Here is a 14,170-nt window from a genome sequence, read left to right as displayed (position 1 = left end):
AACCTCAGAAGTCCCTCATCTCGATGGACGGCACACGCATCCCGTCCATAAGGTCATGATCATGCCCGACATATCGCTGACCACGGTCGTCCTGCTCTGCCTCGCCGCACTCGCGGCCGGCTGGATCGACGCCGTGGTCGGCGGCGGTGGCCTCCTGCTGCTGCCCGCCCTGCTGCTCGGCCTGCCCGCCGGCACCCCGGCCGCGCACGCGCTGGGGACCAACAAGGCGGTCGCCATCGTCGGCACCACGGGCGCCGCGGTGACGTACGCCCGCAAGGCGCCGGTGGACGTGCGCACCGCCGTACGCATCGGCCTGGCGGCGCTGGCCGGATCGTCCGGCGGGGCGTTCTTCGCGGCCGGGATGAGCACCGAGGTGCTCAAGCCGGTGATCATGGTGGTGCTGCTCGCGGTCGCGGCCTTCGTGATCCTGCGCCCCGCCTTCGGCACCGCGCCCGCCACCGGCCCGGCCACCCGCCGCCAGATCCTCGCCGCGATCGGCCTCGCCGGCCTCGGCATCGGCTTCTACGACGGCCTGATCGGCCCCGGCACGGGCACCTTCCTGGTCCTGGCCCTCACCGCGCTGCTCCACCTGGACCTGGTGACGGCGTCCGCCACCGCCAAGATCGTGAACTGCTGCACCAACGCGGGTGCCCTCGCCACCTTCGCCTGGCAGGGCGCGGTCCTGTGGCAGCTGGCCGTCCTGATGGCCGCCTTCAACCTGGCCGGCGGCATGTTCGGCGCCCACACCGCCCTCAAGAAGGGCAGCGGCTTCGTCCGCGTCGTCCTGCTGACGGTGGTCTTCGCCCTGGTGGTGAACCTGGCGTACGAGCAGTGGGTGGCGTAGCCCGCGCGGGCGGGGCCGGCGCCGCGGCTCACCGGCTGCCGGTGAGGTGGGCGAAGACGACCACGTTGCCCTGGTAGCCGGTACTGCGTGAGTAGGGGCCGCCGCAGGTGATGACGCGCAGTTCGGGGCGGTCGGCGGCGCCGTAGACCTTCTCGTCGGGGAAGGCGTCGGCGGCGTAGACCTCGACCGCGTCCACCGTGAACACCGCGACGCCGCCGTCGCGCCGGTCGACCTCGATCGTCGCGCCCTTGGCCAGGGCGCCGAGCCGGTAGAAGACGGCGGGGCCCTCGGCGTTGTCCACGTGGCCGGCGACGATCGCGGTGCCCGTCTCGCCGGGGGTGGTGCCGGCCTCGTACCAGCCGGCGAGGTTCTTCTTCTCGGCGGGCGGCACGTCCAGGCTGCCCGTCCCGGTCAGGCCCAGGCCCGTCAGCGGGGCGTCCACGCCGATCGCCGGGATGCGGACGCGGTCCGGCGGGGAGGGCGGCAGCGCCGGTGCGGCGGCGCCCCGGCCGGCCGGCCCGGTCCGGTCGGCGGTGCCGGACTGCGCGGCCGACGGTTGCGGCGGAGCGTCGGTACCGCCGCCGCCGAGCAGCAGCCAGCCGCCCGAGCAGAGGGCGACCGCGGTGACGGCCGCTATCGCGGTGTCCTTGACCCTGCGCATGACGTCCCCTCTCCCTCGCGTCCCTGGGAACCCCGGCCCCCTCCGGGCCGCGAGGGGCGTCGGACCCGGAGGGGGTGGGGAAGTGCGGTACCGGCGGACGGGCAGCGGAGGGTGCCCGTCAGATCCCGTCGCCTCTCGCCCGGCGATGCAGGAGCCAGGTACCGCCCGCGGCGGCGACGGCGAGAGCCGCCACGCCGGCCGCGGTCTGCACGGGATCGGGGCCAAGAGCGCCGCCGACCCCCGTCTTCACGCTTCCTCTGGGGTACACCTGCGCGGCGGCCGAGGTGAGCGTGACCACCAGGTCGCCGGTCACCCGCCGCTCGTCGTCCCCACAGGTCGCGACGATCTCGTACGTCCCCGGCTGCGCGCTCGGCGGCACCTCGAAGTGCCCCGTCGCCCCGCCCTCGCCCGTGCCCGGCGCCAGCGGGAACGCGCCCGCGCCGACCGCGCTGGCGTCACCCGCCGCCGCGCCGCCCTTTCCGCACACCGCGGTCGTCACCACGGCCCTCTCGCCCGGCACGACCGAGGACGGATACACCGACAGGCCGCCGGTGACGACCCTCTCCCCGGCGTACACCGGGGCCGCGGTGGTCAGACCGACGGCCGCGGCGGCGAGCGCGGTACCGGTCAGCAGGCGGGCGGTACGTCGCATCGGTGCTCCTTTGAGCTCTTCGGTGGCCCCTGCCCTACCGAGGAAAGTGGCACCCGGCCCGGCCCGCCCCCCGAGCGGGTGTGAACGGGTGACCGGTGCCGCCGGACGAGCCCGGGAGCGAGGCGGCTTGACCTCGAGCAAACTTGAGGTACCAGGCTCTCCCGCATGGACACCACGACCGCACCGCTCCGCGTCACCCTGCTCGTCGGCAGCAACCGCCACGGCCGCTTCGGCCCCGTCGTCGCCGACTGGCTCCTGGACCACCTCCGGGCCCACGACGTCCTGGTCCCCGAGGTGGTGGACGTCGCCGGGACCGACCTGCCCACGACCCTGGCCCCGACCCCGGAGGCGACCGCCGCGCTGGCGGAGATCACCCCGAAACTGGCGGACGCCGACGCGTTCGTCGTGCTGACCCCCGAGTACAACCACTCGTTCCCGGCGGGCCTGAAGAACGTCATCGACTGGCACTTCACCGAGTGGCGGGCCAAGCCCGTCGGCCTGGTCTCCTACGGCGGCCTGGCCGGCGGCCTGCGGGCCGCGGAACACCTGCGCCAGGTCTTCGCCGAACTGCACGCCGTCACCGTCCGCGACACCGTCTCCTTCCACAACGCGGGCGCGTCCTTCGACGACGAGGGCAGGCTCAGGGACCCGTCCGGCCCGGACGCGGCGGCCAAGGCGATGCTCGACCAGCTGGTGTGGTGGGGGCGGGCCCTGCGGGAGGCGAAGGAGCGGCGCCCCTACGGCGGCGCGTGAGACGCCATCGGACGCCGTAGGACGCCATAGGGCGCCATAGGAAGCTATAGGAAGCTATAGGAGCTTCCTATGGCAGCCGCTGCAATTTCGTCTTTGCCTTCCTTGGATTTCCGGACCTACCGTGTGGGGGTAATCATGCGAAGGTGAAAGGGAAAACGCCATGGCCGCGAAGGAAAACGTGTCGGAAAACAGGGAACTCGCGGGAAAGCGGGCCCTGGTGACCGGCGGTACGCGCGGAATCGGAGCGGCCATCGTGCGCCGGCTCCTGGACGCCGGCGCCGAGGTGATCACGACCGCCAGGTCGGCGACGGGCCCGGCGCCGGAGGGGGCCGGCTTCGTGCAGGCGGACGTACGGACCCCCGCCGGCGCCGAGGCGCTCGCCGGGGCCGCGCGGGAGGCGCTCGGCGGGGTGGACATCCTGGTCCACAACGCAGGCGGGGCGCGGCCCCACAAGGACGGCCTGGTCATCCCCGACGAGGAGTGGCTGGACACGCTGAACCTGAACCTCCTCGCGTCGGTCCGGCTGAACTCGCTCCTGGTACCGGGCATGCGGGACCGGCGCTCGGGGGCGATCGTGCACATCTCCTCGGCCGCGGTCGCGCCCCCCGCACCGCCGTTCCTGCACTACCAGGCGGCGAAGGCGGCGCTGGACAACTACAGCGCCGGACTGGCCGCGACGCTGGCCCCCTCCGGCGTCCGGGTCAACACCGTCAGCCCCGGCCGGACCTCCACCCCCGGCGGGGAGGAGACCCGGGAGCACTGGGCGAGCCTCGACGCCGGACCCGCCGCGAGCGGCACCGCCCCGCTGGGGCGCGACGGCCTGCCCGACGACATCGCCCACGCGGTGCTGTTCCTCGTGTCCGACCGGGCGGGCTGGGTGACGGGGACCAACCTCGCCGTGGACGGCGGGGAATATCCCAGGGGCTGACATTCCAGGGGACGACCTCCGAAGAAATGTGACGCTGGAAAAGCCTGCGAAAAAGGGATCCGGAAATGGGTATGTACAGCAACAAGAATGTAGTGATCACGGGTGGCGGCAGTGGAATGGGTTTCGCGATGGCGGACCTGCTGGTGCGCGGCGGAGCCCGCGTCGTGATCACCGGCCGTTCGCAGGCCACGCTCGACACCGCGCGGGAGCGGCTCGGCGAGAACGCGGTGGCCGTCCGCGGCGACGTGGCCTCACTGCCGGACCTGGACGCTCTCGCCGACCGTGTGAAGGCCGAACTGGGCACCGTCGACGCCCTGTTCGTCAACGCCGGCGTCGCGACCCTCACGCCGCTCGCGTCGACGACCGAGGAGGCGTACGACGAACTGTTCGCGATCAACGTCAAGGGCGCCTGGTTCACCGTGCAGAAGCTCGCCCCGCTGCTGAGCACGGGCGCCGGCGTCGTCCTCACCACCTCGGTCGCGAACGTCATCGGCATGGCGGACACCAGCGTCTACGCGGCCGGGAAGGCGGCGCTGCGCTCGATGGCCCGCAGCTTCTCCCGTGAGCTGCTGCCCCGCGGCATCCGGGTCAACGCGATCAGTCCCGGCCCCGTCGACACGGGAGCCCTGGACGCGACGATGACCGCCGAGGAGGCCGAGCGGTTCAAGGCGGAACGGGTGGCGGACAACCCCATGCGGCGCTTCGGCACCCCCGAGGAGATCGCCCGGGCCGCCGCCTTCCTCGCCTTCGACGCCACCTACACGACCGGCGCCGAGCTGGCCGTGGACGGCGGCGTCACCCAGCTCTGAGCGAACCGGTACCAGGTCTCCTGCCGCAGGAACTCCAGCAGCGCCGTCTCCGCCGGGCCCGCGCCGGGCCGGACCGCGGCGACGACGGGCTGGGACACGGCCGGGGACACCGGGCGCACCAGGTGCTCGTGACCGGGCGGCACCGCGGACGCCGGGACGAACGTCACCCCGAGGCCGTGGGCGGCCCAGCGCACGGCCGTCGCCGTCTGGGAGACCCGGGCGACGGTGGTCGGGGCGAGCCCGTTCTCCCGCAGCACCTCCACCAGGACGCCGTCCAGCGCGCTGGCGGGGTCGAACCGCACCCACGGCTCCCGCTCCAGGTCCCGCAGCGCGACCCGGTCCGCGGCGAGCTGCGGGTGCCCGGCCGCCAGCACCACGACGAACTCCTCGTCGCCGAGGTGGTGGCCGTCGTACAGGCCCTCGTCGCACGGTCCGGCCATGATGGCGAGGTCCAGCACGCCCCCGCGGGCCAGCCGCTCCAGCTCGGTGGGGTTCGGCTCCTCGAAGACGGTGACCTCCAGGCGCGGGAAGCGGCGGCGCAGCGCGCTCAGGGCGCCCGGCAGCTGCCGCGTGCCCAGGCCCATCTGCACCGCGACCACCACCTCGCCCGCCAGCTCCTCGGCGCCGGCCCGCGCCGTCGCCCGCGCCCGGCGGGCCGCGTTCACCGCGATCTCCGCGTCCCGCAGGAAGGCGCGGCCGGCCACGGTGGGGACGAGACCGGCCGGGGTGCGGGAGAACAGCTCCACGCCGAGGTCCCGCTCCAGACCGCGGATCTGCTGGGACACCGAGGGCTGGGCGACGCGCAGCGCCTCGGCCGCGGCCGTCACCGAGCCCTCCTCGGCGACGGCCAGGGCGTACTCGAACTGCCTCAGGCTCATCGGCTCCCGCTCCCTCGCTGCGACGGGCCGCGGTCCGCACCACGGCCTCGCCGCAAGAGTAGGCGAGCGCGGGAGCGAGCCGTCGCCGTCAGCCCACGCCCACCGCGCTCCACGCCGCGCCGACCGCGGCGTACTCGGCGCCGTCGGCGCCGTACAGGTCACCGGCCGCGCGCAGGGTGGCGGCGCGGGCGCCCGCGTAGTCGGTGGACGAGGTCATGTAGACCGTCAGCGCCCGGTACCAGATGTCGCCGAGCCTGTCCCGGCCGATCCCGGAGACCGTGGAGCCGTCGCAGGTCGGGGAGTCGTAGGCGACGCCGCCCACGGTCCGCGCGCCGCTGCCCTCGGCCAGCAGGTAGGCGAAGTGGTTGGCGACGCCGGAGGAGTAGTGGACGTCCAGGTCGCCCAGCGAGGTGCTCCAGCAGTCGGCCGAGCTGCCGTCCCTGCTCGGCCGGTCCATGGAGCGCAGCGCGTTGCGGCCGAAGCCGTCCCGGACGACCTTCTCGCCGATCAGGTAGTCCCCGGGGTCGGCGGAGTTGTCCGCGTGCCACTCCACCAGGGCGCCGAAGATGTCCGAGGTCGCCTCGTTCAGGCCGCCGGACTCGCCCGAGTACGTCAGCGCCGCCGTCTTCGACGTCACCCCGTGCGACATCTCGTGCCCGGCGACGTCCAGCGAGACCAGCGGCCCGAAGGTGGTCCCGTCACCGTCGCCGTACGTCATGCAGAAGCAACCGTCGTCCCAGAAGGCGTTGTTGTACCGGGTGCCGTAGTGCACGCGGTTGTACGAGCCCTTGCCGTCGCCCGCGATGCCGCTGCGCCCGTGGACGTCCGCGTAGTAGTCCCAGGTGGCGTCGGTGCCGTACTGCGCGTCCACCGCCGCCGAGGCGCGGTCGTCCGCCTTGCCCGTGCCCCAGTGGTTGTCGGCGTCGGTGAACAGCGTCGCGGGCGCCCGCACCAGGCAGAGGGTGAGGAGGCACAGGTCGGTCTGATGCTCCGCGTCGCCCGTGTACGTGCCGCCGCGCGTCGCGTCCTTGAGCTGGTACGACGACCCGTTCCGCGTCGTCTCCAGCGGCACCGTGCCCCCGTACAGGGACTTCCCGTCGCCGGAGACCGACTCGACGGTGTCCCAGGAGTCGATGCGGGCGCCGGTGCCCGCGTCGGTCAGCACGGTGCGCGCGACCGGGTTGCCGAGGGAGTCCAAGGCCGCCGCGTCGGTCCGCCAGGCCAGCTTCGGGGCGCCGTGCAGGGCGTCGACGACCAGCTCGGACTTGGCGGTGAGCCGCTTCAGCAGCTCGCCCGGGTTGGCGGCGCGCAGCGCGTTCGCGGCCAGGCCGGCGGCCCGGGGCGCCGACAGCTTCGGGGTGACGGTGGGCAGGGAGAGCGGGGTGTCCGTCGCGCGGTCGGCGCCGCGGAAGCCGCCGTCGGGGGCGAGGTGGACGACGAAGTCACCGCCGAGGACGGGGAGCTGGCGGTAGGTCCGGTCGTAGCGGACGTGCTGGGTGCCGTCCTCGTCGAGGATGACGTCGCGGACCTCGGTGTCCTGGGCGTCCGTCAGGTCCAGGGCGGCGGCGTGGTCCGACAGGGCCGCCGCCGCGTGGTCGAGGGCGGCGGCCGGGGTCGGGCGGCCGGCGGCACTGGCGCCGGGGGCGAGGGCGGCGATGAGCAGGGTCGCGGTGGTGGCGGCGGTACCGGCCAGGACAGGGCGGGAACCGCTGACGTGCCGTATTCGGCTCATCGATCTCCTCGGTACGGGTGCGCCTCCCGGCGCTTGCGGGCGCTGATGCCTGACTCGGATTCAAGAACCCGGGACATGACATGTCCATAGCGCTCACGTGGAGATCATGAGAGGAGAGGATGACGCCGCTAGGACGTCACCGTTTCCACCCGCACCGCGCACACCTTGAACTCCGGCATCCGCGAGGTCGGGTCCAGGGCGGGGTTGGTCAGCGTGTTGGCGCGGCCCTCGCCGGGCCAGTGGAAGGGCATGAACACGGTGTCGGGCCGGATGCCGGTGGTGATGCGGGCCGGTGCCACCGCCCGCCCCCGCCGGGACACGACCGCCAGCGGGTCGCCCTCGGCCGCCCCCAGCCGCGCCGCCAGTCGCGGGTGCAGCTCCACGAACGGGCCCGGCGCGGCGGCGTTCAGCTCGGCCACCCGCCGGGTCTGCGCCCCGGACTGGTACTGCGCCACGACCCGGCCGGTGGTCAGCAGCACGGGGTACTCGTCGTCCGGTTCCTCGGCACTCGGCCGGTGCGTGACGGGCACGAAACGGGCCCGGCCGTCCTCGGTGGCGAAGCGGTCGAGGAAGAGGCGGGGGGTGCCGGGGTGGGGCACGGCGCGGTGGCCGGTGCCGCCGCCGCTGCCCGCGCCCGTGGCGGTGCTGTTGCCGGTGCCGCTGCCCGTGCCCGTGCCGGTGTCGGCGGTGTGCGTGTCGTCGGACGCGGGCTGCGCCGGGCACGGCCAGAAGACGCCGTTCTCCTCCGCCAGCCGCCGGTAGTCGATCCCGGAGTAGTCCGCCGGGCCGCCCGCGCTCGCCCGCCGCAGCTCCTCGAAGACCTCCTCGGGCCCGGTCGGGAAGCCCTTCTCCACGCCGAGCCGCCCGGCCAGTCCGTGCAGCACGTCCAGGTCGCCGCGCACCCCGTCCGGCGGCGTGATCGCGCGCCGCCGCAGCAGCACCCGCCCCTCCAGGCTCGTCGTGGTCCCCGTCTCCTCGGCCCACTGCGTCACCGGCAGCACCACGTCGGCCAGTTCGGCCGTCTCGGAGAGCACCACGTCACAGACGGCGAGGAAGTCCAGCGACCGCAGCCGCCCCTCGACGTGCGCGGCGCGGGGCGCCGAGACGACCGGGTTGGACCCCATCACCAGCAGCGACCTGACGTCCGTGCCCAGCGCGTCCAGCAGCTCGTACGCGCTGCGTCCCGGGCCCGGCAGCGCGTCGGGGTCCACGCCCCACACCTCCGCGACGTGCCGCCGCGCCGCCGGGTCGGTCAGCTTGCGGTAGCCCGGCAACTGGTCGGCCTTCTGGCCGTGTTCGCGCCCGCCCTGCCCGTTGCCCTGCCCGGTCAGACAGCCGTACCCCGACAGGGGCCGCCCGGCCCGTCCGGTCGCCAGGCACAGGTTGATCCACGCGCCCACCGTGTCCGTGCCCTTGGCCTGCTGCTCGGGCCCGCGCGCGGTGAGCACCATCGCCGCCTCCGGCGCGCAGAACAGCCGTACCGCCTCCCGCAGTTCGGGAACGGACACCCCCGTGATCCGCTCCACGTGCTCCGGCCAGTGCGCCATCGCCGCCGCCCGCGCCTCCTCCCAGCCGGACGTGCGCTCCTCGACGTAGGCCGCGTCGACCCGGCCCTCCGCGACGACCAGGTGCAGCATGCCCAGCGCGAGGGCGAGGTCGGTCCCGGGCCGGGGCGCGAGGTGCAGGTCGGCCTGCTCGGCGGTCTTCGTCCGGCGCGGGTCGACGACGATCAGCGTGCCGCCGTTCTCCCGCAGTTCGGTGAAGTACCGCAGGGACGGCGGCATGGTCTCCGCCGGGTTCGACCCGACGAGGATCACGCACCCGGTCCTCGGGATGTCCTCCAGCGGGAACGGCAGCCCCCGGTCGAGCCCGAAGGCCCGCGTCCCGGCCGCCGCGGCCGACGACATGCAGAACCGCCCGTTGTAGTCGATCTGCGAGGTGCCGAGCACCACCCGGGCGAACTTGCCCAGCGCGTAGGCCTTCTCGTTGGTCAGCCCGCCCCCGCCGAACACCCCGAGCGCGTCCGCGCCGTACCGGGCCCGCGTGCGCTCCAGGTTCCCGGCGATCCGGTCCAGCGCCTCGTCCCAGCCGGCCGGCACCAGCGCGCCGTCGTCCGACCGCACCAGCGGCGAGGTCAGCCGCGCGTCCGGCGCGAGCACCTCCGGCGCGGTACGCCCCTTGCCGCACAGCGCGCCCCGGTTCACCGGGAAGTCCGTCCGCTCGGACACCTCGACGGTCCCGCCCTCGACGGGCGTCAGATTCATCCCGCACTGCAGGGCGCAGTACGGGCAGTGCGTGGGCGTGGGCGTGGCGGCGCCCGGGGCGGCGGTGGTGTGCGTGCCGGTGTTCTGCATGCCGCCCAGCCTGCGGCTTCCGTGTTACGCGACCGGACGGCGCCCGGTTACGCCGCGGGGACGGCGACCTCCCCGCCGCCGCGCGGGCGCGGTGAGGGACGCGTCATCGGGCGGCGGCCAGGGCCCGCGCCACCCCCGGCTCCCTCGGACCGAGGAAGTGCGGGTCCGGCTCGAAGACCGCGTCCAGCGCCGCCTTGCCCGCCGCGAGGATCTCCCGGGCGCCCCCGTAGTACCAGGTCACGTCGTGCTCGTCGTCGACCCCGACGCCGTACGAGGCCACCCCTGCCGCCTGGCACAGGGCGACCGCCCGCCGGATGTGGAAGCCCTGGCTGATCAGCACGGCCCGGTCGACGCCGAAGATCCGCTTCGCCCGGACGCAGGAGTCCCAGGTGTCGAAGCCCGCGTAGTCGCCGACGATCCGCCCGTCGGGCACACCGTGCCGGACCAGGTAGGCGCGCATGGCGTCCGGCTCGTCGTACTCCTCGCGGCTGTTGTCCCCGGTCACCAGCACCACCTCGATCCGCCCCGCCCGGTACAGCTCCGCCGCCGCGTCCAGCCGGTGCGCGAGGTACGGCGACGGCTCCCCGTCCCACAGCCCGGCCCCGAAGACGACCGCGACCTCGGTGCGCGGCACGTCGGCGGCGGTGCGCAGCCGGTCGTCCGTCACGACGTGCAGCCACGCGGCGGGCAGCAGCGCCAGCACGCACCCGGCCATCACCGCCCGGACCAGCCGCCGCTGCCCCTTCCGGGTGCGCGGCAGGCGCGGTCTGCGAAGTCTCGGGCGGCGCATCGGACGGTCCCCTCCCCGGTCGGTCCCTGCCGGAAGGGACGCCCGGGCGGCCCGTCCGGTTCACCCGGCACCGCTCACACGAGGGGGACGGTGGCGTGTGAACCGACGGAAAATCCCCGTGACACCCACGCAACGGGACGGCAACGTCCGGCGGCCACCCTCGGTGCATGACGGCGATGACAGTGACGAGCAACAGGACCACCGCGGCCACCGGCGGCACCCCCGCCCTGGTCGTCGTCGCCCACGGCAGCCGCGACCCCCGCGCGCTCCGCACCGTACGGGCCCTCCTCGACCGGGTCCGCGCCCTGCGCCCCGCCCTGCCGGTGCACCTGGGCCACATAGAGCTGAACGCCCCGCTCCTCCCCGACACCCTGGCCGCCCTCGGCGACGCGGAGGCGGTCCTCGTCCCGCTGCTCCTCGGCCGCGGCCACCACGTCGAACGCGACATCCCCGACATGGCCGCCGCCGCCCCGGCCCGCACCCGCGTGGCCGCCCCGCTCGGCCCGCACCCCCTCCTCGTGGACGCCCTGCACGACCGCCTCACCGAGGCCGGCTGGCCCGCCCACGCGGGCCCGGAGCACGCCGTGGTCCTCGCCTCCGCGGGCTCCCGCGCCCCGGCCTCCCGCGCGGACACGGCCCGCACGGCAGCGCTCCTCGCCTCCCGCCTGGGCGTCCCGGTCGTCCCCGCGTACGCCTCGGCGGCGGCCCCGACGGTCCCGGCGGCGGTACGTACCCTGACGGCCCGGGGCTACCGCCGGGTGGCCGTCGCCTCCTGCTTCACGGCCCCGGGCCGCTTCGCGACCGAGTGCACGGCAGCGGCCCCCTGGATCGCCTCCGCCCCCCTGGGCACCCACCCGTCGATGGCCCACCTGCTCCTGCACCGCTACGACCGCGCACGTGGAGGAGGCGGCGAGCCCAACGGACCTCAAGGGGCGCGGGGAACGGCGCGACCAGCCGCAACGCACGCCGCACTCGTCCGACAACCGCACCCGGCACCCGTATAGGCGCCCCCTGTCACACCTTCCGCTTACTGTTCATGGCATGGAAGGCACCCGCACCGCACCCCCCTACGACCCGGCGTCAGCCGCCCGCTACGCCCCCGAACCCGACAAGCGCCCCGGCCGCACCGCCTTCCAACGCGACCGCGCCCGCATCCTGCACTCCGCCGCGCTGCGCCGCCTCGCCGGGAAGACACAGGTCGTCGCGCCGGGGGAGGGCAGCCCCGTCTGGGACGCCAGCCCCCGCACCCGCCTCACGCACTCCCTGGAGTGCGCCCAGGTCGGCCGGGAGCTGGGCGCCGCCCTCGGCTGCGACCCGGACCTCGTGGAGGCGGCCTGCCTCGCGCACGACCTGGGCCACCCGCCCTTCGGGCACAACGGCGAACAGGCCCTCAACGCCTTCGCCGAGGACTGCGGCGGCTTCGAGGGCAACGCCCAGTCGCTCAGGCTGCTCACCCGCATCGAGCCCAAGCGGTTCACCGAGGACGGCTCCGTCGGGCTCAACCTCACCCGCGCCACGCTCGACGCCGCCACCAAGTACCCGTGGCCGCGCGGCGCCCACCCCCGCGACCCCCTCTCGCCGAAGTTCGGGGTGTACGACGACGACCGGCCCGTCTTCGAGTGGCTCCGCAAGGAGGCCCCCGGCGCCCGCACCTGCTTCGAGGCGCAGGTCATGGACTGGGCCGACGACGTGGCGTACTCCGTGCACGACGTCGAGGACGGTCTGCACGCCGGGCACATCGACCCGAACTGCCTGCTCGCCGACCCCGAACGGGAGGCCGTGTTCGACGCGGCCGTCGGACGGTACGTCCCCGCCGGCACCGACCACGCCGAACTCGCCGCCGCCCTCGACCGGCTCCTCGCCCAGGACTGGTGGCCGCACGGCTACGACGGCTCGGCGGTCGCCCAGGCGCGGCTGAAGGACGCCACCAGCCAGCTCATCGGCCGCTTCTGCCTGTCCGCCGAGGCCGCCACCCGGGCGGCGTACGGCGGCGGCCGGCTCACCCGGTACACCGCCGAGCTGGTCGTGCCCCGCGCGACCCGCATGGAGTGCGCCGTCCTCAAGGCGGTCGCCGTCCGCTACGTCATGCAGCGCACCGAGCAGGAGCGGCTCCGCGCCGACCAGCGGATCGTCGTCGCGGAGCTGGCCGAGGCGCTGACCGCCCGCGCCCCCGACGGGCTCGACCCCCAGTTCCGCGCCCTGTTCGACGCGGCCGGCGACGACCGGGCCCGCAAACGGGTGATCGTCGACCAGATCGCCTCTCTCACCGACGCCTCGGCCCGCTCGCTTCACGCCCGCCTGACGGGGCATCCATGAGACTGGCGGCGGGACAGGCGTGACCCGGCAGGCCCCGGGCGCCCGGAACGCGGCACCCGGGAAGCCCCCGGGTGCCCGAATCGCGGCACTTCGTGGCCTGATCGGGTCACTGCCCCTTCCCGCACCACGCCGCGTGCGGGACGCTCGCATGTGGCGGCACCCTGACGAGGAGGCAAACAAGTGGTCGACGCGGATCAGACATTCGTCATCGTCGGAGGCGGCCTGGCCGGCGCGAAGGCGGCCGAGACACTCCGCGCGGAGGGCTTCACCGGCCGGGTGATCCTCGTCTGCGACGAACGCGACCACCCCTACGAGCGTCCGCCGCTGTCCAAGGGCTACCTCCTCGGCAAGGAGGAGCGCGACAGCGTCTTCGTGCACGAGCCCGCCTGGTACGCGCGGCACGACATCGAGCTGCACCTCGGCCAGACCGTCGTCGCGATCGACCGCGCCGCCAAGACCGTCCACTACGGCGACGACGGCACCCACGTCAGCTACGACAAGCTGCTCATCGCGACCGGCGCCGAGCCCCGTCGCCTGGACGTCCCCGGCACCGACCTCGCGGGCGTCCACCACCTGCGCCGCCTGGCCCACGCCGAGCGCCTCAAGGGCGTCCTCGCCTCCCTCGGCCGGGACAACGGGCACCTCGTGATCGCCGGCGCGGGCTGGATCGGCCTGGAGGTCGCGGCCGCGGCCCGCGAGTACGGGGCGGAGGTCACTGTCATCGAGCCCGCCCCGACCCCGCTGCACGGCGTCCTCGGTCCCGAGCTGGGCTCCGTCTTCGCCGAGCTGCACGAGGCGCACGGCGTCCGCTTCCGCTTCGGCGTGAAGCTGACCGAGATCGTCGGCCAGGACGGCATGGTGCTGGCCGCCCGCACCGACGACGGCGAGGAGCACCCCGCGCACGACGTGCTCGCCGCGATCGGCGCCGCCCCGCGCACCGCGCTCGCCCAGGCCGCCGGGCTGGACATCGCCGACCGCGCCCACGGCGGCGGCATCGTCGTCGACGACCGGCTGCGCACCTCCGACCCCGACGTCTACGCGGCCGGGGACGTCGCCTCCTTCCACCACGCCCTCTTCGACACCAGCCTGCGCGTGGAGCACTGGGCCAACGCCCTCAACGGCGGCCCGGCCGCCGCCCGCGCGATGCTCGGCAAGGGCCTCGCCCACGACCGCGTGCCCTACTTCTTCACCGACCAGTACGACCTGGGCATGGAGTACTCCGGCTGGGCGCCGGCCGGGTCGTACGACCAGGTGGTGATCCGCGGGGACGCGGCGAAGCGGGAGTTCATCGCCTTCTGGGTGAAGGAGGGCCGCGTGCTGGCCGGGATGAACGTCAACGTGTGGGACGTCACGGAGCCGATCCAGCAGCTGATCCGCTCGAAGACCCCGGTGGACACGGAGGCCCTGGCGAACCCGCACGTATCCCTCGAAAGCCTCGTCGCATAGCTGTCAG

General features: G+C 74.5%; 13 protein-coding genes. 7 read left to right on the top strand and 6 right to left on the bottom strand.

Annotated elements, in window-relative coordinates:
* Positions 1-61 precede the first annotated feature (61 nt).
* Positions 62-844, top strand: coding sequence for a sulfite exporter TauE/SafE family protein (locus BZZ08_RS27300; RefSeq protein WP_104634893.1), 783 nt, complete (start codon positions 62-64; stop codon positions 842-844).
* Between the two features lie 28 nt (positions 845-872).
* On the opposite strand, the gene BZZ08_RS27295 is transcribed toward BZZ08_RS27300, so the two are convergent.
* Together BZZ08_RS27295 and BZZ08_RS27290 are read right to left on the bottom strand one after the other, a co-directional pair.
* Entirely contained in the window at positions 873-1,505 is a 633-nt protein-coding gene (locus BZZ08_RS27295; RefSeq protein WP_104634881.1) for a class F sortase, read from the bottom strand.
* 118 nt (positions 1,506-1,623) lie between these two features.
* Positions 1,624-2,157: a hypothetical protein gene (locus BZZ08_RS27290; RefSeq protein ID WP_104634880.1), complete on the bottom strand. Its 534-nt coding sequence runs from the start codon at positions 2,155-2,157 to the stop codon at positions 1,624-1,626.
* 165 nt (positions 2,158-2,322) lie between these two features.
* Between BZZ08_RS27290 and BZZ08_RS27285 the strand changes: the two genes are divergently transcribed.
* The 3 genes from BZZ08_RS27285 to BZZ08_RS27275 all read left to right on the top strand — a co-directional run bounded on the left by BZZ08_RS27285 (position 2,323) and on the right by BZZ08_RS27275 (position 4,647).
* Positions 2,323-2,910 carry an NADPH-dependent FMN reductase gene (locus tag BZZ08_RS27285; protein WP_104634879.1) on the top strand — a complete coding sequence of 196 codons (588 nt, stop codon included), beginning with the start codon at positions 2,323-2,325 and terminating at the stop codon, positions 2,908-2,910.
* Positions 2,911-3,070: 160 nt separating this feature from the next.
* Entirely contained in the window at positions 3,071-3,838 is a 768-nt protein-coding gene (locus tag BZZ08_RS27280; protein WP_104634878.1) for an SDR family oxidoreductase, read from the top strand.
* Between the two features lie 65 nt (positions 3,839-3,903).
* Positions 3,904-4,647: an SDR family oxidoreductase gene (locus tag BZZ08_RS27275; protein ID WP_104634877.1), complete on the top strand. Its 744-nt coding sequence runs from the start codon at positions 3,904-3,906 to the stop codon at positions 4,645-4,647.
* Here BZZ08_RS27275 and BZZ08_RS27270 read toward each other — a convergent pair.
* From BZZ08_RS27270 to BZZ08_RS27255, 4 genes are all read right to left on the bottom strand, one after another.
* Entirely contained in the window at positions 4,596-5,525 is a 930-nt protein-coding gene (locus BZZ08_RS27270; protein ID WP_104634876.1) for a LysR family transcriptional regulator, read from the bottom strand. The genes BZZ08_RS27275 and BZZ08_RS27270 overlap by 52 nt on opposite strands.
* 88 nt (positions 5,526-5,613) lie before the next feature.
* Positions 5,614-7,257, bottom strand: a complete 1,644-nt coding sequence (locus BZZ08_RS27265; RefSeq protein WP_104634875.1) for a M4 family metallopeptidase — start codon at positions 7,255-7,257, stop codon at positions 5,614-5,616.
* A gap of 128 nt (positions 7,258-7,385) precedes the next feature.
* A complete protein-coding gene (locus BZZ08_RS27260) occupies positions 7,386-9,611 on the bottom strand; it encodes a molybdopterin oxidoreductase family protein (protein WP_104634874.1) in 2,226 nt (741 codons plus the stop codon).
* Positions 9,612-9,714: 103 nt separating this feature from the next.
* On the bottom strand, positions 9,715-10,401 hold the full coding sequence (locus BZZ08_RS27255) for a SanA/YdcF family protein (RefSeq protein WP_104634873.1): 687 nt from the start codon (positions 10,399-10,401) through the stop codon (positions 9,715-9,717).
* A gap of 167 nt (positions 10,402-10,568) precedes the next feature.
* Here BZZ08_RS27255 and BZZ08_RS27250 point away from each other — a divergent pair, with 167 nt between their 5' ends.
* The 3 genes from BZZ08_RS27250 (at position 10,569) to BZZ08_RS27240 (ending at position 14,163) form a co-directional block, all read left to right on the top strand.
* The gene (locus BZZ08_RS27250; RefSeq protein ID WP_198601719.1) at positions 10,569-11,405 is read left to right on the top strand and encodes a sirohydrochlorin chelatase; all 837 of its coding nucleotides are present in this window, start codon (positions 10,569-10,571) and stop codon (positions 11,403-11,405) included.
* Positions 11,406-11,442: 37 nt separating this feature from the next.
* Positions 11,443-12,717, top strand: a complete 1,275-nt coding sequence (locus tag BZZ08_RS27245) for a deoxyguanosinetriphosphate triphosphohydrolase (RefSeq protein ID WP_104634871.1) — start codon at positions 11,443-11,445, stop codon at positions 12,715-12,717.
* 180 nt (positions 12,718-12,897) lie between these two features.
* Positions 12,898-14,163, top strand: coding sequence for an NAD(P)/FAD-dependent oxidoreductase (locus BZZ08_RS27240; protein ID WP_104634870.1), 1,266 nt, complete (start codon positions 12,898-12,900; stop codon positions 14,161-14,163).
* Positions 14,164-14,170 lie beyond the last annotated feature (7 nt).

Source organism: Streptomyces sp. MH60 (assembly GCF_002939385.1).
Lineage (GTDB): Bacteria > Actinomycetota > Actinomycetes > Streptomycetales > Streptomycetaceae > Streptomyces.
The sequence above is the reverse complement of the archived record's forward strand: the minus strand, read 5'-3'. Positions and strand labels throughout refer to the sequence as shown.

Bases quoted from the DNA above. Each gene is read 5' to 3' on its own strand.
- BZZ08_RS27275 (WP_104634877.1), top strand. From the start codon at position 3,904: ATGGGTATGTACAGCAACAAGAATGTAGTGATCACGGGTGGCGGCAGT.
- BZZ08_RS27265 (WP_104634875.1), bottom strand. From the start codon at position 7,257: ATGAGCCGAATACGGCACGTCAGCGGTTCCCGCCCTGTCCTGGCCGGT.
- BZZ08_RS27250 (WP_198601719.1), top strand. From the start codon at position 10,569: ATGACGGCGATGACAGTGACGAGCAACAGGACCACCGCGGCCACCGGC.
- BZZ08_RS27285 (WP_104634879.1), top strand. From the start codon at position 2,323: ATGGACACCACGACCGCACCGCTCCGCGTCACCCTGCTCGTCGGCAGC.
- BZZ08_RS27295 (WP_104634881.1), bottom strand. From the start codon at position 1,505: ATGCGCAGGGTCAAGGACACCGCGATAGCGGCCGTCACCGCGGTCGCC.
- BZZ08_RS27290 (WP_104634880.1), bottom strand. From the start codon at position 2,157: ATGCGACGTACCGCCCGCCTGCTGACCGGTACCGCGCTCGCCGCCGCG.
- BZZ08_RS27280 (WP_104634878.1), top strand. From the start codon at position 3,071: ATGGCCGCGAAGGAAAACGTGTCGGAAAACAGGGAACTCGCGGGAAAG.
- BZZ08_RS27260 (WP_104634874.1), bottom strand. From the start codon at position 9,611: ATGCAGAACACCGGCACGCACACCACCGCCGCCCCGGGCGCCGCCACG.
- BZZ08_RS27245 (WP_104634871.1), top strand. From the start codon at position 11,443: ATGGAAGGCACCCGCACCGCACCCCCCTACGACCCGGCGTCAGCCGCC.
- BZZ08_RS27255 (WP_104634873.1), bottom strand. From the start codon at position 10,401: ATGCGCCGCCCGAGACTTCGCAGACCGCGCCTGCCGCGCACCCGGAAG.
- BZZ08_RS27270 (WP_104634876.1), bottom strand. From the start codon at position 5,525: ATGAGCCTGAGGCAGTTCGAGTACGCCCTGGCCGTCGCCGAGGAGGGC.
- BZZ08_RS27300 (WP_104634893.1), top strand. From the start codon at position 62: ATGCCCGACATATCGCTGACCACGGTCGTCCTGCTCTGCCTCGCCGCA.